Source organism: Streptomyces agglomeratus, from assembly GCF_001746415.1.
Classification (GTDB): Bacteria; Actinomycetota; Actinomycetes; order Streptomycetales; family Streptomycetaceae; genus Streptomyces; species Streptomyces agglomeratus.
The window spans coordinates 3,922,828-3,942,166 of sequence record NZ_MEHJ01000001.1; the positions used below are offsets into that span (position 1 = coordinate 3,922,828).

At 71.7% G+C, this 19,339-nt stretch carries 13 protein-coding genes; 7 read left to right on the forward strand and 6 right to left on the reverse strand.

Features of this window, described 5'->3' with window-relative positions; all coding sequences use genetic code 11:
* Positions 1–2: 2 nt before the first annotated feature.
* Positions 3–218, reverse strand: a complete 216-nt coding sequence (locus tag AS594_RS16995; RefSeq protein WP_069927852.1) for a hypothetical protein — start codon at positions 216–218, stop codon at positions 3–5.
* A gap of 20 nt (positions 219–238) precedes the next feature.
* Positions 239–649 carry an RNA-binding S4 domain-containing protein gene (locus tag AS594_RS17000; protein WP_069927853.1) on the reverse strand — a complete coding sequence of 137 codons (411 nt, stop codon included), beginning with the start codon at positions 647–649 and terminating at the stop codon, positions 239–241.
* 212 nt (positions 650–861) lie between these two features.
* On the opposite strand from AS594_RS17000, the gene AS594_RS17005 reads away from it, so the two are divergent.
* Together AS594_RS17005 and AS594_RS17010 are read left to right on the forward strand one after the other, a co-directional pair.
* The gene (locus tag AS594_RS17005; RefSeq protein ID WP_069927854.1) at positions 862–2,337 is read left to right on the forward strand and encodes an APC family permease; all 1,476 of its coding nucleotides are present in this window, start codon (positions 862–864) and stop codon (positions 2,335–2,337) included.
* Between the two features lie 93 nt (positions 2,338–2,430).
* Entirely contained in the window at positions 2,431–3,432 is a 1,002-nt protein-coding gene (locus AS594_RS17010) for a hypothetical protein (RefSeq protein ID WP_240509032.1), read from the forward strand.
* A 108-nt stretch (positions 3,433–3,540) separates the two neighbouring features.
* Here the strand turns inward: AS594_RS17010 and AS594_RS17015 are convergent, their stop codons facing one another.
* Positions 3,541–5,604: a PhoX family protein gene (locus tag AS594_RS17015; RefSeq protein ID WP_069927855.1), complete on the reverse strand. Its 2,064-nt coding sequence runs from the start codon at positions 5,602–5,604 to the stop codon at positions 3,541–3,543.
* 473 nt (positions 5,605–6,077) lie between these two features.
* Here AS594_RS17015 and AS594_RS17020 point away from each other — a divergent pair, with 473 nt between their 5' ends.
* The 3 genes from AS594_RS17020 to AS594_RS17030 all read left to right on the forward strand — a co-directional run bounded on the left by AS594_RS17020 (position 6,078) and on the right by AS594_RS17030 (position 12,104).
* Complete coding sequence (locus tag AS594_RS17020) at positions 6,078–7,973, forward strand: VWA domain-containing protein (protein WP_069935144.1); 1,896 nt, start codon at positions 6,078–6,080, stop codon at positions 7,971–7,973.
* A 116-nt stretch (positions 7,974–8,089) separates the two neighbouring features.
* Positions 8,090–9,709, forward strand: coding sequence for a methionine--tRNA ligase (gene metG, locus AS594_RS17025; RefSeq protein WP_069932683.1), 1,620 nt, complete (start codon positions 8,090–8,092; stop codon positions 9,707–9,709).
* A gap of 301 nt (positions 9,710–10,010) precedes the next feature.
* Positions 10,011–12,104 (forward strand): hypothetical protein, encoded by a 2,094-nt coding sequence (locus tag AS594_RS17030; protein ID WP_069932682.1) that lies wholly within the window; start codon positions 10,011–10,013, stop codon positions 12,102–12,104.
* A 67-nt stretch (positions 12,105–12,171) separates the two neighbouring features.
* On the opposite strand, the gene AS594_RS17035 is transcribed toward AS594_RS17030, so the two are convergent.
* Positions 12,172–12,960 (reverse strand): hypothetical protein, encoded by a 789-nt coding sequence (locus AS594_RS17035; protein WP_240509033.1) that lies wholly within the window; start codon positions 12,958–12,960, stop codon positions 12,172–12,174.
* Between the two features lie 208 nt (positions 12,961–13,168).
* Positions 13,169–14,935: an aspartate--tRNA ligase gene (aspS, locus tag AS594_RS17040; protein WP_069927859.1), complete on the reverse strand. Its 1,767-nt coding sequence runs from the start codon at positions 14,933–14,935 to the stop codon at positions 13,169–13,171.
* A gap of 143 nt (positions 14,936–15,078) precedes the next feature.
* Between aspS and AS594_RS17045 the strand changes: the two genes are divergently transcribed.
* Positions 15,079–17,199, forward strand: a complete 2,121-nt coding sequence (locus tag AS594_RS17045) for an ATP-binding SpoIIE family protein phosphatase (protein WP_069927860.1) — start codon at positions 15,079–15,081, stop codon at positions 17,197–17,199.
* Positions 17,200–17,297: 98 nt separating this feature from the next.
* Positions 17,298–18,131 carry an oxygen-binding di-iron domain-containing protein gene (locus tag AS594_RS17050; protein ID WP_069932681.1) on the forward strand — a complete coding sequence of 278 codons (834 nt, stop codon included), beginning with the start codon at positions 17,298–17,300 and terminating at the stop codon, positions 18,129–18,131.
* A gap of 76 nt (positions 18,132–18,207) precedes the next feature.
* On the opposite strand, the gene AS594_RS17055 is transcribed toward AS594_RS17050, so the two are convergent.
* Positions 18,208–19,263 (reverse strand): AI-2E family transporter, encoded by a 1,056-nt coding sequence (locus AS594_RS17055; protein ID WP_069932680.1) that lies wholly within the window; start codon positions 19,261–19,263, stop codon positions 18,208–18,210.
* Positions 19,264–19,339 lie beyond the last annotated feature (76 nt).

Below are 19,339 nucleotides of genomic sequence, written 5' to 3' on the forward strand. Positions count from 1 at the left end.
GGCTAGAACAGCGGCAACTGGCCCGGAAACGGCGGCAGCTCGTACCCGTCGAGCGTGCGCTGCGCCGCGGAGGAAGGCGCCCCGCGCTTCGAGCCGGGGCACAGGGTGAGCTCCGCGGCGGTCCGCGTGCGCGGGTCGTGGCGTACGAACCGGCCCGCGACGACGGCGACCTCACGGCCACAGAAGGGGCACGGGCGGCGCGGAGAGGTCGACGACATGTGCCTCACTCTGCCAGCAATCAGCCCGCCGTCGGCCTCGGCCCCTGGAGCCGCTCCATCTCGCGCCGGTCGCGCTTCGTCGGGCGGCCCGCCCCCCGGTCGCGGATGGCGACCGGTGCGACGAACTCCCGGGGCGGTGGCGGCGGGCTCTTGTCGACGTAGCACTCGGCCGCCGCCGGAGCGCCCACGCGTTTGCGGATGATCCGCGAGACCACGACGATCCGCTCCCGCCCAGCATGGAACAGCCGCAGCTCGTCGCCCGCCTTCAGCGCCTGCGCCGGCTTGACCCGCTCGCCGCCGACGCGGACGTGGCCCGCCTTGCAGGCGGCTGCCGCCTGCGCGCGGGTCTTGGTGAGCCGTACCGACCAGATCCAGACGTCGACCCGCACGCTCCCGCCACCAGGGCCGTTCGCCACCTCGTCCGAAGCCATGCCTCCGAGGGTACGACCAGCGGCCGCCGCGTGCCCGGCTTCCCCGCCGCCCGCACTACTATGCGCACCATCTCCCGTCCGGAGGGAGCCACTCCGCCGCCTCCGGAAGGGTGGGCCGCATCTCTGACTTGTCGCCAAATTCGTGCCACGCAAGAGGAACAGGGAATTCCCATTGCGCCCGGCGCACCTTCCGGAAGCAGTGGGGGAACCGCATGAGCCACAACTCCGGCAGAGGGCTCCAGCCCAACGCCCTCGGCACCTTCGAGACGATCGTGATGGCCGTCGCGGGCAGCGCTCCCGCCTACTCCCTCGCCGCCACCACCGCCGTGCTCGTCGGAGCCGTCGGGCTCGCGAGTCCGGCCGCGCTGCTCTACTGCGCGATACCCATGCTCGGCATCGTCCTGGCCTTCGGCCGTCTCGGCCGCATCGACGTGAACGCGGGCGCCACCTACTCCTGGGTCGGCCGCACCCTGCACCCGTTCCTCGGCTTCATCAGCGGCTGGGCACTCGTCGTCGCCGCCACCATCTTCATGGTCGCCGGGTCGCTTCCCGCAGGTCAGATGACTCTTTCCCTGTTCGACCCGGACCTCGCGTCGAACACCGCGCTCGCCACCACCGCCGGCGCCGGCTGGTTCCTGCTGATGCTGGCCGTCGTACTCGGCGGAGCGCGTCTGTCGGCCCGCGCCCAGCTCCTGGTCTCCGGCGTCGAGCTCGTGATCCTCGTCCTCTTCGCCGTCGCGGCCCTCTTCCACCGGGGCGCGGCGGTCGCCTTCGACTGGTCGTGGCTCGGCTTCGGCCACTTCGACGGATTCACCGGCTTCGCCACCGGCACCCTGATCGCCGCCTTCTACTACTGGGGCTGGGACGTCACCAGCAACCTCAGCGAGGAGACCCGCGACAGCCGCCGCACCGCCGGGCTCGCCTCGCTCGTCGGCGTGGGCGTCGTCTTCCTGCTGTTCGTCGTCTTCACCATCGCCGTCAACATCATTCTGACGACGGAACAGATCTCGGCACACGACACGAACGTGCTGGCGGTCCTCGGCGACGCGATCCTGCCGGGCGTCGGCGGCAAGCTCATGGTTCTGGCCGTGGTGCTCTCCACCATCGCCACCCTCGAAACCACCCTGATCCAGGTCACGCGCTCGCTCTTCGCGATGGGCCGCGACCGTACGATGCCGGCCGCGTTCGGCCTCGTACACCGCCGGTGGAACACCCCATGGGTCGCCGTCGCCGTCGTGGGAACGGTCGCACTGGTGCTCTTCGTCGCCTCGAACGCGCTCGGCTCGACGGAAGAGATCATGGCCGACGCACTCGCCGCGATCGGCCTCCAGACCACGCTCTACTACGGTCTGGCGGGCCTCGCGGCCGTCGTCGCCTACCGCAAGACCCTCCTCGCCTCACCGAAGGACTTCCTGCTGGGCGGGGCGTGGCCGCTGCTCGGCTCCCTCTTCATGTTCTGCGTCTTCGCGGCCTCGCTCACCGAGCTGAACGCGGCGGCCATCGCGATCGGCCTCGGCGGGCTGGCCGTCGGCGTCGTACCGATGCTCTGGTACTGGCGGCGCGGCAGCACGTACTACAGCCCGGCGCACCTCGACGCCACCCGCGCCATCGCGATCGAGGCCGCGCACGTCAACTCCGGCTCGGAGCGGCGGGATTACGCCGATGCCGGCCTCCCCACCGACTTCTGACCCGGCCCGGCCGGCTACGTCCCCGCTTCCGCCACCACCGTCCTTCAGCCTCCGTTCTCCGACCGTCACGTCTTCCGCGCAGGAGGTGTCCCGATGGCCGCACTCCGCCGCCGCTTCTCTTCCGGCTCCGGTTCCGGCTCCCGCTCCCGGACCGGCCCCGGACCGGCCCCCGACTTCGACCCGGACTTCGGGGACCGGCCGCTGACCGCCGCCCGCCAGGACATCGTCATCGGCCGCTGGCAGGGCGTACGCGATCTGCTGCGCGCGACCGGTGACGACTGGCCCCTGCGCACCCACCGGCTGCGGCTGCTCTCGCACGCCGCCGCCGCCAGCTCGGTGGTGGAGGCGTGGCGGGCCGCCGAACCGGACAGCCCCGACGCGGCGGTGCTGCGGGCCGCGACCGAGGTGGTACGGGTCTTCAACCAGGCCATCGAGGCGGGACGCGGCACCGAGGTCGACCGCACCCGCATCGACGTCGCCGTCATGGCCTGCCTGAGCGCCGCCGACGCGCGGCCGGCCGACCCGATGCCGTGGGTGTCGCTGCTGACGGTGGCGCGGCTGTACGGCGACGGGGTCGGCCGGGCGGAGCTGCGCGAGTGGTGGGAGGAACTGCGGCGCCGCGATCCGTACAACATGGAGGGCCACGTGCAGCTCCTGCGCTACCACTCGGCACGCTGGCACGGTACGCACGGCCGGATGTACGACTTCGCCCGTGACGCGGCGGGCGCGGCGCCCGAGGGCTCCCCGCTGCCGGTGCTGGTGCAGATCGCGCGGGTGGAGGAGTACCGGTACGTCGCCGCCGCCGCGCAGGGGCGGCCGGTACGCGGCTTCGACCAGCACTGGCACCACGAGCTCGCGGTGACGGAGGTGCTCCGGACGAGGGAGCGGTGGCTGGGCGGGCGGCCGCCGGGACCGGTCGCGCCGCAGGAGGTCGGCGAGCTGAACCACCTGGCCCACGCCGCCTGTTACGCGGGTCTGCCGGAGGTGGCGCGAGAGACGTTCGCCCTGCTGGGAGGGCGCGCGGCGCGGGTGCCGTGGTCGTACACGGGGGACGCTCACGAGCAGTACGTGAGGTGGCGGGGGCAGGTCGGGTAGGGGCGCGTGGGTGTGGGGGGTGTCCGCTGCCCGTGTTCGCCGCCTGGACGCGGAAGGGGCTGGACGGTGGCCGCAGCGCGGTACCGTCCAGCCCCTCCGGTGTCATCCCTAGACGCCGATGTCGCGGCCGTCCTTGCGGTAGACCGCCACCACCGACGGGCGGACGATCCTGCCGGGGCCGTCGGGCCACACCGACGCCGGCTTCTCGACGCTCGCGCCGTCGATCTCGCCCGGGTGCTGGACCGCGACGAGCACGCGGCGGTCCTGGATGATCGGGCCGCAGGTCTCCGCGCCCTTGGGGACCGTGAGGAACTGCTTCAGCTCGCCGCGCCGCTCACCGCGCGTCGCCACGCCGAACAGGCCGTCGTGCGAGCCGAGCTGGTTGCCGTCCGTGGACAGCCACAGGTTCCCGTGCGGGTCGAAGGCCACGTTGTCCGGGCAGGAGATCGGGCTGACCCTGTCCTTCGGGAAGCCCGCGAAGTACGTCGCCGGGTCCTCCGGGTCGCCCGCGACCAGGAACAGCCGCCAGGCGAAACCGTCCGACGCCGGGTCGTCCCAGTGCTCGGCCAGCTCCAGCACCTGGCCGTGCTTGTTGAGGTTGCGCGGGTTGGCCTCGTCCGCGCCCGCCTTGCCGGGCTTGCCCCGGTCCGTGTTGTTCGTCAGCGCGACGTACACGCGGCCCGTGCGGGGGCTCGGCTCGACGTCCTCCGGGCGGTCCATCTTGGTCGCGCCGACCTTGTCGCCCGCGAGGCGCGTGAAGACGTACACCTCTTCGGCGGTCATACCGGGCACGTGCGAGACGTCGCCGGTGGCGAGCGGGATCCACTGGCCGCTGCCGTCGAACTCGCCGTCGGTGGGCAGCTTGCCCGTGCCGTCGATCTCGGCGGCCGGGCTGTCGCCGGTGATCTTGGCGACGTACAGCGTCCCCTCGTCGAGGAGCGTGAGGTTGTGCTCGCGGGCGGCCCGCGAGGTGCCCTTCTTCATCCGCTTCGAGGAGACGAACTTGTAGAAGTAGTCGAAGCGCTCGTCGTCGCCCATGTAGACGACGGGGCGGCCGTCGGCGGTCAGGCGGGGCTGCGCGGCCTCGTGCTTGAAGCGGCCGAGCGCGGTGTGCTTGCGGGGCGTCGAGTCGGGGTCGTACGGGTCGAGCTCGACGACCCAGCCCTGGCGGTGCGGCTCGTTCGGCTCCTGCTTGACGTCGAAGCGCTTGTCGAAGAGCTCCCACTTGCGCTCGGTGGCGCCGGTGGAGATGCCGTAGCGCTTGTCGGTGGCGCTGGAGCCGTTGGCGTAGTACTGGTTGAAGTTCTCCTCGCCGTGGAGCGTCGTGCCCCAGGGGGTGGTGCCGCCGGCGCAGTTGTTGAGCGTGCCGAGGACCTTCGTGCCGGTCGGGTCGGCGGACGTCTTCAGCAGGTCGCTGCCGGCGGCCGGGCCGGTCAGCCGGAACTCGGACGTCGTGTGCAGGCGGCGGTTCAGGTGGTGGCGGGGGACCGGCGTGAGCTTGCCGGACTTGCGCTCCTCCTGGACGACGACGACGGACAGGCCGTGCGCGGCCCAGGCGGTCTCGACCTGCTCGCGGGTGGGCTTGGCCGGGTCGTACCCCTTGAACATCAGGATCTCGTCCGTGTACTCGTGGTTCGCGACGAGTACCTGGCGGCCGTGCTCGCCGGGCAGCGGGAGCAGCGAGAGGAAGTCGTTGTTGTAGCCGAACTGACCGGCCTGCGCCTTGGCGGACTGCTTGTCCGGGTCGAAGGCGGGCGCGCCGCGCAGGATGGGCTCGCCCCAGCGGATGACGACGTTCTGGGTGTAGCCGTCGGGCACGGTGACGGCGTCGGTCGTGTTGGGCGCGACGGGCGCGAAGCGCAGGCCGCGGGCGCCGTCCGTCCTGCCGAACGGGCCGGCCTGCGGCTTCGCGGCGCTCTCGGCGGCCACGGCGCTCGGGGCGGCCGGGCCCGCGAGGGCCGAGGTTCCGGCGGCGGCGGCGACGGTCACCACCGCGGCGGCGCGCATCATCGATCGTCTCGACAGAGCGCTGGCTATGACGTCGCCGGCGTACTCGTTGTCGCTGGTGTTCGGGACGTCCTGGAAACAGGCGTCTCCGCAGCGGTAGCGACAGGTCAGCGCGGAGCGCCCACCCGAGTGCGGCGAGTTGAGCAGCGGCAGCAGATTGCGCACGGACCCCTCCGGAATGGCTCTACGGGATGTGGTTCGGCGCGACCCGCGCCGACAACGTGTCGGAATGTGTTCGGCCGTGACGTTAGGGGCGTACGCCCGCGTTCCGGCGGCCTTACGGTGAACGTGAGGTGAATGCGGGACGGCCGTGCGGAAGTTGACTTGACGGCGGCGATTCCGCCCGGTGCGCACCGGTTCGCTCCTGCCGCCCGCGACGGCGGGTGGGGTAGAAGTGGTCGGCGCGCAGGAGGCTTTGGCGGTACGGGCCGACCTGGCCGGCGGGGGCGCCCGGAGGGGGCGCGTACGGTACCGGTGTTCGTCGGCGCGAGCCGCGTGCGCCTGCAACCGGAACGGCACGTACGACCCTCCCGAAGATCGGCGGGCGGGGCCGCTAACCTTACGTGTCCGCCCTGGCCAGGGATCATCCGCCGGGTGCGGGCGTGCATCGCACCCAACTCATGCGAAAGGCCTCGCCCATGGGCATTCGGAGCTTGCTGCGCAAGGTGTTCGGACGCGATCGAGCGGAGAGCAACGAGCAGCCGCCGGCACGGGAGACCTCGGCGGCAGCTTCCGTTCCGTCCCAGGCCGAACGTAAGCCGGAGCCGGCCACCGCGCCGGAACCGGAATCCGCGACCGCCGAGGCCCGGGAGACGGTGGCGTCGGTACCGGCCCCCGCCCAGGCCCCGGCCAAGGAGGACGAGAGCGCGGCGGCGGAGAAGCCGGCCGGGAAGCCGACGCCGGGTATCGCGTCGGACCTGGTGGCGGCGGCCTTCGACAACCCGTCGCCGTCCGCTTCCTCGTCCCGTACGAAGACCCCCGCACCCGGACCGAACGTCCCGGCCCAGTCCGGCCCGGCCGACCAGAAGCCCTCGGCTCCGGTCCCGTCCCAGCCCACGGCGGCGTCGGCCGATCCGGCACCGGCCGCGGTCGCGGCCGCAGCGGAAACGGCCCCGGAAACGGTGGCCGCGGAAGCCGAGGCCCCGGAGCCCGTGGAGGCGGAGACGGTGGCTGCGAAGACCGAGACCCCCGAGCCCGTGGCCTCGGATGCGGTGACCTCCGAGACCGAGGCCCTGGAGACCGCCGCTGCGGAGACGGCGGCCCCGGAAGCCGCCGCCGAGGCACCGTCCGAGGCCGCCCCCGCCGCCGAGCCGGAGGCCACCGCCGCCGTCGAGGCACCGGAAGCGGCCATCGGGCCGGAGGCGGAGCCGGTCACCGAGACCCCTGCCGCCGCCGAGCCCGAGACCGCGCCCGAGCCGCTCGCGGCGGAGAAGGACGGGGCGGAGGCAGACGCGGCGGAAGTGGACGCGGCCGCGGACGCCGTCGTGACCGAGGCCGAGCCTCAGCCCGAGCCGCAGGCCGACGCCCAGCCCGCACCGCCCGCCGCCGAAGCCCCTGCGGCCACCGCCGCCGAGGCCACCCCGGAGGCCGCCGAGGTCGAGCCGGAGCCGGCCGCCCCCGAGGCCGCCGAGACCGCCGAGGCAAAGCCCGAGCCCGAGCCGGTCGCCGCCGAGGCCGTCGCCGAGCCCGAGCCGGAGCCGGAGCCCGAGGCCGCCCCCGCCGCCGAGCCGGAGCCCGTCGCAGCCGAAGCGGAAGCCGAGCCCGAGCCGGAAGCCGCCCAGGCCGAGCCCGTCGCGGCGGAGGCCGAGCCGGAGCCCGAGCCCCGGCCCGTCGCCGGAAGCGGCGGGGCCGGGGACGCGGGTCCTGCGCTCCCCCTCTCGCACGTGACGTCGCACGCGCCCGCGCTGGCAGCCCACTACAAGGCCGCCGGCGCCGCGCTCGCGGCCGAGCGGCTGGACGGCGTACGGGCGGACGTCTACCTGGTCCTCGACCGGTCCGGCTCCATGCGCGGGTTCTACAAGGACGGCAGTGCCCAGCACCTCGCCGACCGGACGCTCGCGCTCGCGGCCCACCTCGACGAGAAGGCCGCCGTACACGTCGTCTTCTTCTCCACCGACATCGACGGCACCGTCGACGTCACCCTGGACGCGTACGAGGGCCTCGTCGACGAGACGCACGCCGCCATCGGTCACATGGGGCGTACGAGCTACCACCGCGCCGTCGAAGAGGTCGTCGCGCACCACGAGAAGTCCGGCAGCGACCGCCCCGCCCTGGTCGTGTTCCAGACGGACGGCCCCCCGGACGCCAAGGGACCGGCCAAGCAGGCCCTCGCCGACACCGCCGAGAAGCCGCTTTTCTGGCAGTTCGTCGCGTTCGGTGAGCACGACGCGAAGGGCTTCGACTTCCTCCGGAAGCTGGACGCCCCGAACGCCGCGTTCTTCCACGCCGGCCCCGCCCCGAGCGAGGTCGCGGACGCGGAGCTGTACGCACAGCTCGTCACCGGCCTCACCAGCCTCCGGAGCACCGAGGGCTGAGCGGCACCCTGCGACACGTAGACGGCGGTGCCCGGCAGGTCCGGGCACCGCCGTCCGCGTCTCACCGTCGGTTAAGCGTGTGAGTGGATCACCTGTGGGCCGTTAGGATTTCGCCCATGGCGGCCACTGGATCCGAGAAGCAGGGGACGAGCGAAGGCGTGAAGGCCTTTTACGTATCGACCCCCATTTACTACGTCAACGACGCTCCTCACCTGGGCCACGCCTACACGACCGTCGCAGGGGACGTGCTCACGCGCTGGCACCGTCAGCGCGGCGAGAAGGTGTGGTACCTCACCGGCACGGACGAGCACGGTCAGAAGATCATGCGCACTGCCGAGGCGAACGGGGTCTCGCCCCAGGAATGGTGCGACAAGCTCGTCGAGGAGGCCTGGAAGCCCCTCTGGGAGCACCTGAACATCGCGAACGACGACTTCATCCGTACGACGGAGAAGCGGCACACGGACCGTGTGCAGGAGTTCGTGCAGGACCTGTACGACAAGGGCGAGATCTACAAGGGCGGGTACGAGGGCCCGTACTGCGTGGGCTGCGAGGAGTACAAGCTCCCCGGTGATCTCATCGAGGCGGAGGACGGCACGAAGCTGTGTCCGGTCCACAAGAAGCCGGTGGAGATCCTCAAGGAGGAGAACTACTTCTTCAAGCTGAGCGAGTACGGCCCGAAGCTGCTGGAGTTCTACGAGGCGAACCCGGGCTTCATCCAGCCGGAGTCCGCCCGCAACGAGGTCCTGAACTTCGTGCGGCAGGGCCTCCAGGACCTCTCGATCTCGCGCTCGACGTTCGACTGGGGAATCCCGGTCCCGTGGGACGAGAAGCACGTCATCTACGTGTGGGTCGACGCTCTGCTCAACTACGCCACGGCCGTCGGCTACGGCGCGGACCAGGCGAAGTTCGACACCACGTTCCCGGCCAACGTCCACCTGGTCGGCAAGGACATCCTGCGCTTCCACGCGATCATCTGGCCCGCGATGCTGATGGCGCAGGGCCTGCCGGTCCCCGGCCGGGTGGCCGCGAACGGCTGGCTGATGGTAGGCGGCGAGAAGATGTCGAAGTCGAACCTGACCGGCATCAAGCCGCAGGACCTGACCTCGCACTTCGGCGTGGACGCGTACCGCTGGTACTTCCTGCGCGCGATCGCGTTCGGCCAGGACGGCTCCTTCTCGTGGGAGGACTTCAGCGCCCGCTACACGAGCGAGCTCGCGAACGACTTCGGCAACCTCGCCTCGCGCGTGGCCGCGATGGTCGGCAAGTACTTCGGCGGCACGCTGCCGGAGGCGACGGCGGCCGGTGACGCGGAGGCGGCGGTTCAGGCCGGCCTCACGAAGGCGCTCGCGGAGGCCGACCGGAAGATCGGCGAGGAGCTGGACTTCCAGGGCGGCATCCTGGCGGTGTTCGACTTCGTGAAGCAGGTCAACGGCTACATCACGGAGCAGGAACCGTGGAAGGTCGCCAAGGACGAGTCGCCGGAGGGCCGGGCCCGTCTCGCGACGATCCTCTACACGGCCGCCGAGTCGCTGCGCGCCATGGCCGTCCTGCTGAACCCGGTCATGCCGGAGACCTCGCAGAAGCTGTGGGACTCCCTGGGCGCCGAGGAGCCCCTGGGCGCCCTGGCCGACCAGCCGCTCCAGGACGCGGCCGACTGGGGCCGGCTCCCGGCGGGTGCGACGGTGACGAAGGGCGCGGTGCTGTTCCCGCGCCTGGAGGACCCGAAGAAGGTGTAAGCGGAACGTGAGCTACCACTCGACGGGGCCGGTCTGGGACACTCTCCCCGACCGGCCCCGCCGCGTTGTCCGTCCACCCGGGGCGGGCAGGGTGCTCCGACGTTGATCAAATGCCGCTGACATGCGCCTCGTCAGCGGTGATGGTCGTCACGGCGCATTGCGACGAATGCCGTACACGGCATACGGTCAGCCGCCGACTGTCCTCGCTGCCGTGCAACCCCACACACGCGCGCGCGAAGACCGGCTCCCCCTGGACGGCTTCCCCGGCCGATCCCCCCTCCCCGCCAGGAGTTCAGTCACCGTGCCCTCTGTTGGACTCAACAAGCGCCGCGTCAAGCAGCTCGGCGCGCTGCTCGCGATATTCGCCGCCTTCGCCGCTCAGCTCGTCGGCGCTCTGCTGGCCCACCTGCCGGTGTTCGTCACCGCTGCCGCCGCGGGCCTCGCCGTCGACCTCTACCTCCGGTACAGGCAGCCCGCGCTGCTGTCGATGCTGAGCAGAGTCCGTTTCGACGTCACCGTCCGGCAGCTGCTGCGCGACATGCTGATCCTCCTCGGGCTGCTGCGAATAGACGGGATCGAGCCACTGCGCGAGCAGGCCCCGCTGACCGTGGCGCTGCTCTTCGTGTACGCCCTGCACTTCCTCTGCCAGGGAGTCGCGGTGATGGTCCGCCGCAGCCGCACGCTGCCCGTCGTCACCCGCAACATCGACGCCTCGGCGCTGCGGCTGTGCGCCGCTCCCCCGCGCATCCTGGCCCGCCGCCCCGGCCACCGGCTGCTGGCCTTCTCCGTGCCCGCCACCACGGGGCTGCTCGTCACCGCCGTGACCGGGGACATCTACGCCGGGGCCGCCGGCCTCGGCCTGTCGCTCCTGCTGATGGCCGCCGGCACCGCCCACCTCGTCACGTGGCTTCTGCCCGGCAAGCGCCCCGCGAGCAAGGACCAGACCCTGGAGTGGCTGGACGGCTGGCTGGAGGAGTACCGGCCGACCGTGGCGATGTACTTCTCCGGCGGCACCTCGTCGGCGTACCAGGCCAACATGTGGCTCTCCACGCTCTCCGCACTGGACGGCAAGCCGCTGATCGTGCTGCGCGAGCGGTTCATGGTGCAGAAGATCCAGGCCACCGACGTGCCCATCATCTGCATTCCCCGGGTGGCCCACATGTTCGCCCTGGAGGCATCGACGCTGAAGATGATGCTGCACCCCGCGAACTCCGGCAAGACCTCGCAGGTACTGCGCATCCCCTCCATCAAGCACGCCTTCACCAACCACGGCGAGAGCGACAAGCTGTCCAGCTGCAACCCGTACGCCAAGGCGTACGACGAGGTGTGGGTGGCGGGACCTGCGGCCCGCGAGCGCTACCGGCAGGCCGAGATAGGCGTCGACGACAAGGACGTCGTCGAGGTGGGACGCCCGCAGCTGGCCCCGATCCAGCCCTGGACGGGCGCCCCCGAAGGCACGTACACGACCGTGCTGTACGCCCCCACCTGGGAGGGCTGGGACGGCAACCCCGGCAACACGTCCGTCGTCCTGGCGGGCGAGAACCTCGTCCGCGCGCTCCTGGAGGACGACGGCGTACGCCTGCTCTACAAGCCGCACCCGATGACCGGCTCGGTCGACCCGGAGGCCGGCGCCGCCGACCGGCGCATCCGGGCGATGATCAACGAGGCCGCCGCCGGGCGGTCCGGCCCCCGCCCCGGCGTGGAGGCCGTCGCCGAACTCGACCGCCGCAAGGCCGAACTCGACCGGCTCACCAGCAGCGACTTCCGCACGGGCGCGGACGAACTGGAACGGATGATGGTCCAGGGCCGGCCCGAGGACGGCCGCGCGGCGCTCGTCGCGGCGGCGACGGAAGCCTGGGAGGCGGCCTACTGGGCCTCGTTCCCCGAGTGGCAGCACCAGATCGTCGTCACCCCGCGACTGGGCATCTACAGCTGCTTCAACCAGTCCCACCTGCTGATCAGCGATGTGTCGAGCGTCGTCTCGGACTACCTGCACAGCGAGAAGCCGTACGCCGTCGCCAACACCAGCGGCATGACGGAGGAGGAGTTCCGGGCAGCCTTCCCGACCGTGCGCGCCGCCGCCGTCCTCAGCCCCGACGCGTCCGGCGTCGCGGAACTCCTGGAGTCGGTCCGGTTCCCGGAGAAGGACCAGTACACGAAGGCCCGTACGGAACTGAAGGCGCACCTCCTCGGCCCCTCCGACCCGCCCTCCCTGGTCCGTTTCAACGCGGCGGCCGTGGCCCTGTGCGCGGAGGCCGACGAACGTCGCACGCTCATGACGGCCCACCTCACCCCGGGCATTCCGAGCCAGCGCGGTCCCGGTTCCGACGAGACCGCCGCCGCCGAGGCGCGGAACTCGGGCCCGAACGGATCCCCCGAGCCGGTCACCACGTAGGCGGGCGGGAGCCGGGGTGGAGCGGGTGGCGAGGAAACGCCGTCACCTGCGCGGTGAGGAAGCGCCGTCACCTGCGCAGTGACGACGCGTCGCCCATCACCACCACCGGCTTCTTCGCCGGGTCGAGGGTGCGGAGCAGGTGCTTCATCACCTTCTTCTCGAAGGAGACGCAGCCCTGCGTCGGACCGTCGTGGTCCACATGGAGCCAGATGCCGCCTCCCCGGTCCGCTCCCAGCGGGCGCGTCCAGTCCAGGGGGGTGGTTCCGGGCCTGCGGTTGTAGTTGATGGCGATGACGTAGTCGAAGGAGCCCGCGAGCGGTTCGCCGGCCGAGCCCGTGCCCGTGGCGGTGAAGGCCGGGCCCGAGTCGTACGTCAGCTTCGTGCCCGGATCGGGCAGCAGGCCGCCCGCGTCGGTGAGGGAGAAGACGCCGACCGGGGAGCGCAGGTCTCCGTGAACGTGCTTGTCGGTCCAGCCGCGCACCGCGTTGTGGGTGGGCCAGGCGGGACCCGGCCGCCAGGGGGCGCCGGGGCGGTCACGCTCGTACAGGACCGCCGTGCCCCGGCTCTTGTCGCGGCCCTCGCCGGTGACGACCAGCGCCTGGCGGGTGTGCGCGGGGACCGCGCCGAGGGTCCTGGGGCCGAGGCCCGGCAGGCTGAGAAGGGGGCCGGGCGGCCTCTGCGGGCCCGGGGCGGCCTTGCCGGCCTGGCCCCCGGCCGCCTCGTGCGCGGGGGCGCCGGGGTCGGACACGGCGCGTGGGGTGTGGGTGGTGCCCGTGGTGCCGCAGCCCGTCGTCAGGAGTGCGGCTGCCGTCAGCAGCGCGGTCAGCGGAGCCATGGTGCGGTTCCGGCGCGTCATTTTGTCCCCTTCGTCTTCTTGCTGCCGAACGTAAGGAGTCCTGTACCCCGCGCCTGTTCCGACACGGCGTGGGTCCCTCATGACGTTCAACGCGCAGGGAGACGGATCGGCTTGGCCACGGCACCCGCGCGACCTGAAAGAAGGGGCCCGGAACCGATCGGTTCCGGGCCCCTTCTTCGCGTGCGTCGGTACGCGGTGTGTCGGCCGCCTACTTCTCGGACACCGGCTTGCGCAGCTGAATGTTCAGCTCCCGCAGCCGTGCCTCCTCCAGCGTCGTCGGCGCGCCCATCATCAGGTCCTGCGCGTTGCCGTTGAGCGGGAAGGCGATCGTCTCGCGGATGTTCGGCTCGTCGGCCAGCAGCATCACGATGCGGTCGATGCCCGGGGCGATGCCGCCGTGCGGCGGGGCGCCGAACTGGAACGCGCGGAGCATGCCGGCGAACTCGCGCTCGACGGTCTCCTTCGAGTAGCCCGCGATCTCGAACGCCTTGAACATCAGCTCGGGCTCGTGGTTGCGGATCGCGCCGGAGGAGAGCTCGACGCCGTTGCAGACGATGTCGTACTGCCAGCCGAGGATGTCCAGCGGGTCCTGGGTCTCCAGGGCCTCCAGGCCGCCCTGCGGCATCGAGAAGGGGTTGTGCGAGAAGTCGATCTTGCCGGTCTCCTCGTCCTTCTCGTACATCGGGAAGTCGACGATCCAGCAGAACCGGAACACGCCCTCCTCGAAGTGTCCGGCGCGCTTGGCGGCCTCGACCCGGACCGCCGACATGATCTTGGAGACCTCGTCGAACTCGCCCGCGCCGAAGAAGATCGCGTGGCCGGGGGCCAGCGACAGGCGCTCGGTGAGGACCTTGACGTTCTCCTCGGTGAGGAACTTGGCGATCGGGCCGCTCAGCGAACCGTCCTCGCCGACCCGTACCCAGGCCAGGCCCTTCGCGCCGTGCTCGACGGCGTAGTCACCGAGGCCGTCGAAGAACTTGCGCGACTGGCCTGCCGTGTCCGGCACCGGCAGCGCGCGGACGTGCTTGCCGGCGAATGCCTTGAACTCCGAGCCGGCGAAGACGTCGGAGATGTCGACGAGCTCCAGCTTGGCGCGCAGGTCGGGCTTGTCGTTGCCGTACTTCAGCATCGACTCGCGGAACGGGATCCGCGGGAACGGAGACGTGACGTGGCGGCCGTTGCCGAACTCCTCGAAGAGCTCCGTCATCAGCTTCTCGATCGGCTGGAAGACGTCCTCCTGCTCGACGAAGGACATCTCCACGTCGAGCTGGTAGAACTCGCCCGGCGAGCGGTCGGCGCGGGCGTCCTCGTCGCGGAAGCACGGCGCGATCTGGAAGTACCGGTCGAAGCCCGAGATCATGAGGAGCTGCTTGAACTGCTGGGGCGCCTGCGGCAGCGCGTAGAACTTGCCGGGGTTCAGGCGGGACGGGACGACGAAGTCCCTCGCGCCCTCCGGCGACGTGGCCGTCAGGATGGGCGTGGCCATCTCGTTGAAGCCCAGCGCCGTCATCTTGTGACGGATGGCCGAGATGACGGCCGTACGCAGCATGATGTTGCGGTGCATGCGCTCGCGGCGCAGGTCCAGGAAGCGGTACTCCAGGCGGCGCTCCTCGCCGACCCCGTCGTCCGTGTTGATCTGGAACGGCAGCTGCTGCGACGCGCCCAGCAGCTCGACGTCCGCGACCTCGACCTCGATCTCGCCGGTGGGCAGCTCGGGGTTGATGTTGTCGGCGCCGCGCGAGACGACCCGGCCGTCGACGCGGACCACCGACTCCTTGTTCACCTTGTCGAGGGCGTCGTACGCGGGGGTGCCGGGGCGGGCGACGAGCTGCGTGATGCCGTAGTGATCGCGCAGATCGATGAAGAGGATGCCGCCCAGGTCTCGACGATTGTGCAGCCAGCCGCTCAGCCGGACGTCGGTGTCGACGTCAGAGGCGCGGAGCTCGCCGCAGGTGTGGGACCTGTACCGATGCATCGTCGTTCATCCAGCCTTCGGGATTCGGGGTAGTCGGAGCACCCAAGGTTACCGCCCGGCGCATCCCCTTTAATTTGCCGTTCGGTACCCGCCCCGACGGGCCTCGGCCAGCCGGTCCGGCCACGACCTGTAAAGATGAAGCAATGCGTACCGAGGACATCCTGGCCGCCATCGCGACCGGCCTGTGGCGCTGGGACAACGCATCCGGGGTCGTCACGCTCGACGCGGAGGCCGCCCGGCTGCTCGGGCTGCCCGCCGAGCCCGTGACGCTGCCCGAGGCCGCCGTACGCTCCCGTTTTCACCCGGTCGACTGGAACGAGATCAACGGGGTCGTGAACCTCGCGGTCGCCGAGGGCACGCTGGCCGAGGCCCGGCTGCGGATCATGGACGTCGACGGACGGCTGCTCAGAACCGTGCGCAGCCGCTCCAAGCCGGTCGTCGAGGGCAACGACTACCAGCTCTTCGGCACCCTCCAGGAGGTCGCGGAGCCCCGGCCGGGCGACGCCGCCCACACCCCCGTCACCGGCGACTGGCGGCGCTCCCGCGAGGCGTTCCTGCTGGACGCGGGGCGTGCGCTGGCGGAGGCGCGGTCCACCGCCGAGGTGCTGCGGGTCGCCGCGTCCCTGTCGATGCCCGGTTTCTCACCCGACAGCCTCGCCGTCTTCGGCTCGTCGGGCAGCCGCATCACGGTCCTGGGCCACCACGGGTACGGGCCGGACGACGACCTCCCCTTCGCCGACATGCTGCGCGACACCGACCATCCGGCGTCCGAGGTCGTACGGACCGGGCGGGCCATCTATCTCTCGTCCCCCGAGGAGTACAGCCGCCGCTACCCCGCCGGCCGGCCCCTCGCCCGCAACGACGAGCCGCGCTCCTGGGCGTTCGTGCCCCTGACGGTGGCCGGCCGCACCATGGGCGCCTGGATGGCGGGCTTCGCGCACCCCGTGGCGTTCACGCCCGACGAGCGTTCCGTGCTGACCACGGTCGCCAGGATGCTCGCGCAGGCCCTGGAGCGGGCCTCGGTGGCCGAGAACGAGCGCGAGCTGTCCCTGGGCCTCCAGCGGTCGATGATGCCGACGCTGGGGCCGGAGATCCCGGGGATGACGGTGGCCGCCCGGTACGTTCCGACCGGCGGCGGCCTTCAGGTCGGCGGCGACTGGTACGACATGATCCCGCTGCCCAGCGGGCGAATAGCCCTGGTCATCGGGGACGTACAGGGGCACGACGTACGGGCCGCCGGACTGATGGGCCAGCTCCGGATCGCCCTGCGCGCGTACGCCTCCGAGGGCCACCGCCCGGACGCGGTCCTCTCCCGCGCCTCCCGCTTCCTGCACGGGCTGCACGACTTCCCGGGGACGGACACCCACGACCCGGCCGACCACTCCGGTCCGCGCTTCGCGACCTGCCTCTACATCGAGGCGGACCCCGCCACCGGGCTCCTCGACATCGCCCGCGCGGGCCACCCCGACCCGGCCGTGCGCCTCAGTGACGGGACGGTGCTGGTCCGGCCCACGGCGGGTGGGCTGCCGCTGGGCATCGTGGCGGACACGGACTATCCGACGACGCGGCTCGTTCTCGAACCGGGCGAGACGATCATGATCTGTACGGACGGTCTCATCGAGACCGGCGGCCACGACCTGGACACCGGCTGGGCCAGGCTGCGCACGATCATGGAGGAGCACACCGGCGACAGCCTGGAAAAGCTCGCCGACGCGCTGGTGTCGGGCGTCCACGGCCCCTCCTCGCACCACACCACGGGCCCGCTGGTGGACCGCCGCGAGGACGACATCGCCGTACTGCTGCTGTGCCGCGAGGGGAACGGCTGCGGCTGCGGCCCCGGTACGGCGGTGCCGCTGGCCCCCGTACGGCGTACGGCACTGACGGTCGCCCAGACCGAGCCGGAACGTATCGCCGCCGCCCGGCAGCAGCTGCGGGATCTGCTGCACGACTGGGCGGACGGGGAACAGCTCGACGCGGCCGTGCTGATGGTCTCGGAGATGGTCACCAACGTCCTGGTGCACACCGACGGCGACGCGCTCCTGATCGCCGAGGCGGCGGGCGAACCGGGCGTACGGCGGCTGCGGGTCGAGGTGACGGACGCCAGCGACGAACTGCCGCACAAGCGGCGCCCGGGGGAGATGGCGTCCAGCGGGCGGGGGCTGATCCTCATGGAGATGCTCGCGCACACGTGGGGCGTGGACCCGAAGGGCGAGGGCAAGGCGATCTGGTTCGAGCTGTACGAGGACCGAGCGCCGCAGCTGTAGCGGGCACCTCGCTCCCGGAGCGCCGTACCGCCCCCACAGAGGGAAAATGGTCGACAAGACGCCCTGCTCCGCCCTCGGGGGGACCACGGAGACCCGCCATGAGCATGCAGAAGATCGGAACCGACACCACCGTCCTGGCGGACTGTCTGGAGGTGCCGGGCATCGGCTTCCTCCCGGTCAACGCCTTCGTTCTGCTCGCCGACGAGCCGGTCGTCGTCGATACGGGCCTCAGCCTCCCCGACCGGAACTTCCTCGACACGCTCGGCTCCGTCATGGACCCCGCCGACGTGCGCTGGATCTGGCTCACCCACCCCGACCGCGACCACACGGGCGGCCTGTTCGACCTGCTGGTCGCCGCCCCCGAGGCCCGCGTCGTGACGACGTTCCTCGGCGCCGGGATCATGTCGACCGAGCGGCCCCTGCCGCTGGACCGCGTGTGCCTGGTCAACCCGGGGCAGTCGCTGGACGTGGGCGGCGGCCGTATGCTCCGGGCCTTCCGGCCGCCGCTGTTCGACAACCCGGCCACCGTCGGCTTCTACGACGACCGCACGCGGACGTGCTTCAGCTCCGACTGCTTCGGCGGGCCCATGCCCAGCGCGGAGGCCGCCGTGGACAGTACGGCCGCCGACCTCACCCCGGAGGACCTCCGGGCCGCACAACTGCTGTGGGCCACCGTCGACAGCCCGTGGGTCCACACCGTCGACACCGGCAAGTACCTCGCCACCGTGCAGCCGTTGCGCGCCATGGAAGCGGAGACCGTGCTGTGCACCCACCTGCCGCCGGCCGTCGGCCTCACGCCGAGGATGCTCGACACGATCGCCGGGGCCCCCGGCGCCGATCCGTTCGTCGGTCCCGACCAGCAGGCGCTCGAACAGATGCTGGCGAGCTTCGAACCGGGCCCGGGCGGCGCCGTCCCGCCACAGGCCATGTGAACGGCCCGTACGACGGAACCGCCCCCGCACCGCAGAACCGGCCACGGCCCCGCAGCCCGCACGGCCGGGGCTCCGGTCAGTGCCGCTCGTACTCGCCCCGCCGCATCTCCCCGACCACCCCGAAGACGGCTGCCGTCAGCGGCACCGCGAGGAGCATCCCGAGGACGCCCGCGACGGACGCCCCGGCGGTGATCGCGATCATCACCACGGCCGGATGCATCTGGACGGTCCGGCTCTGGATCACGGGCATGAGGACGTGCCCCTCGAACATCTGCACGGCGAACACGATCCCGAGCGTCCACAGCGCGATCACGACCCCCCGGTCGGCGAGCGCGACCAGGATCGCGACCGCGCCGGAGATGAACGCGCCGAGGTAGGGGATGTACGCGCCGACGAAAACCAGCGCGCCCAGCCCGACCGCGCCCGGCACGCGCAGAATCAGCAGCCCGACGGTGATGAGGAGCGCGTCGATGAGCGCGATGAACGTCGTACCGCGCATGAAGCCCTCGACGGCCTCGAACGCGCGGCGGCCCATCGCCTCGGCGGTTTCGCCCGTCGAACCCGGCGCGAGCGACTTCAGGGTGTCCGCCGCCTTGTCCGAGTCCCGGAGGAAGAAGAAGATCAGCAGCAGCGCCAGGACGGCGACCGCCGTCATCTCGCCGACCACGCTGAGCCCGGCGATCAGCCCGGAAGCCGCCGTACCACCGAACTTCCCGAGCAGTTCCTTGGCGTTGCCGGCCACGTCGTCCAGGGAGGTGCCCGCCGCCCCGAAGTGCGTGGCCAGGTCCTTGGCGGCCAGTCGGAGCGAGGCGATGATCTGGTCGCCGGTCTCGGCGAGCGCGCTGACGACGATGTACGTCGCGCCGCCCGCGACGGCGACGACCGCGACGCAGGTCAGCATGGCGGCGAGCGACCGGTTCAGCCGCATCGCGACGAGCCGCCGGTGCAGGGGGCCGAGCAGCGCCGTACCGAGAATGGCCAGCAGTACGGGCGTGACGGCGGTCTTGAGGGTGACGCACAGCCAGACCCCGACCGCGGCGACCCCGGTGACGAGCAGGGCGACACCGCACCAGGCGGCGACCCGGCGTGCGGACTCGGGGAGGAGCGGCTGAGTCGGCTCGGGCGGCTGCACCGCCCCAGCGGATCACGGACGGCGCGCGACGGCCCGCCGGGGGCGCCCGCCCGGGTGACCGTTCGTCAACCGGGCG

Bases quoted from the DNA above. Each gene is read 5' to 3' on its own strand.
- AS594_RS16995 (WP_069927852.1), bottom strand. From the start codon at position 218: ATGTCGTCGACCTCTCCGCGCCGCCCGTGCCCCTTCTGTGGCCGTGAG.
- AS594_RS17000 (WP_069927853.1), bottom strand. From the start codon at position 649: ATGGCTTCGGACGAGGTGGCGAACGGCCCTGGTGGCGGGAGCGTGCGG.
- AS594_RS17045 (WP_069927860.1), top strand. From the start codon at position 15,079: ATGCGTACCGAGGACATCCTGGCCGCCATCGCGACCGGCCTGTGGCGC.
- aspS (WP_069927859.1), bottom strand. From the start codon at position 14,935: ATGCATCGGTACAGGTCCCACACCTGCGGCGAGCTCCGCGCCTCTGAC.
- AS594_RS17005 (WP_069927854.1), top strand. From the start codon at position 862: ATGAGCCACAACTCCGGCAGAGGGCTCCAGCCCAACGCCCTCGGCACC.
- AS594_RS17035 (WP_240509033.1), bottom strand. From the start codon at position 12,960: ATGACGCGCCGGAACCGCACCATGGCTCCGCTGACCGCGCTGCTGACG.
- AS594_RS17010 (WP_240509032.1), top strand. From the start codon at position 2,431: ATGGCCGCACTCCGCCGCCGCTTCTCTTCCGGCTCCGGTTCCGGCTCC.
- AS594_RS17020 (WP_069935144.1), top strand. From the start codon at position 6,078: ATGGGCATTCGGAGCTTGCTGCGCAAGGTGTTCGGACGCGATCGAGCG.
- AS594_RS17050 (WP_069932681.1), top strand. From the start codon at position 17,298: ATGAGCATGCAGAAGATCGGAACCGACACCACCGTCCTGGCGGACTGT.
- metG (WP_069932683.1), top strand. From the start codon at position 8,090: ATGGCGGCCACTGGATCCGAGAAGCAGGGGACGAGCGAAGGCGTGAAG.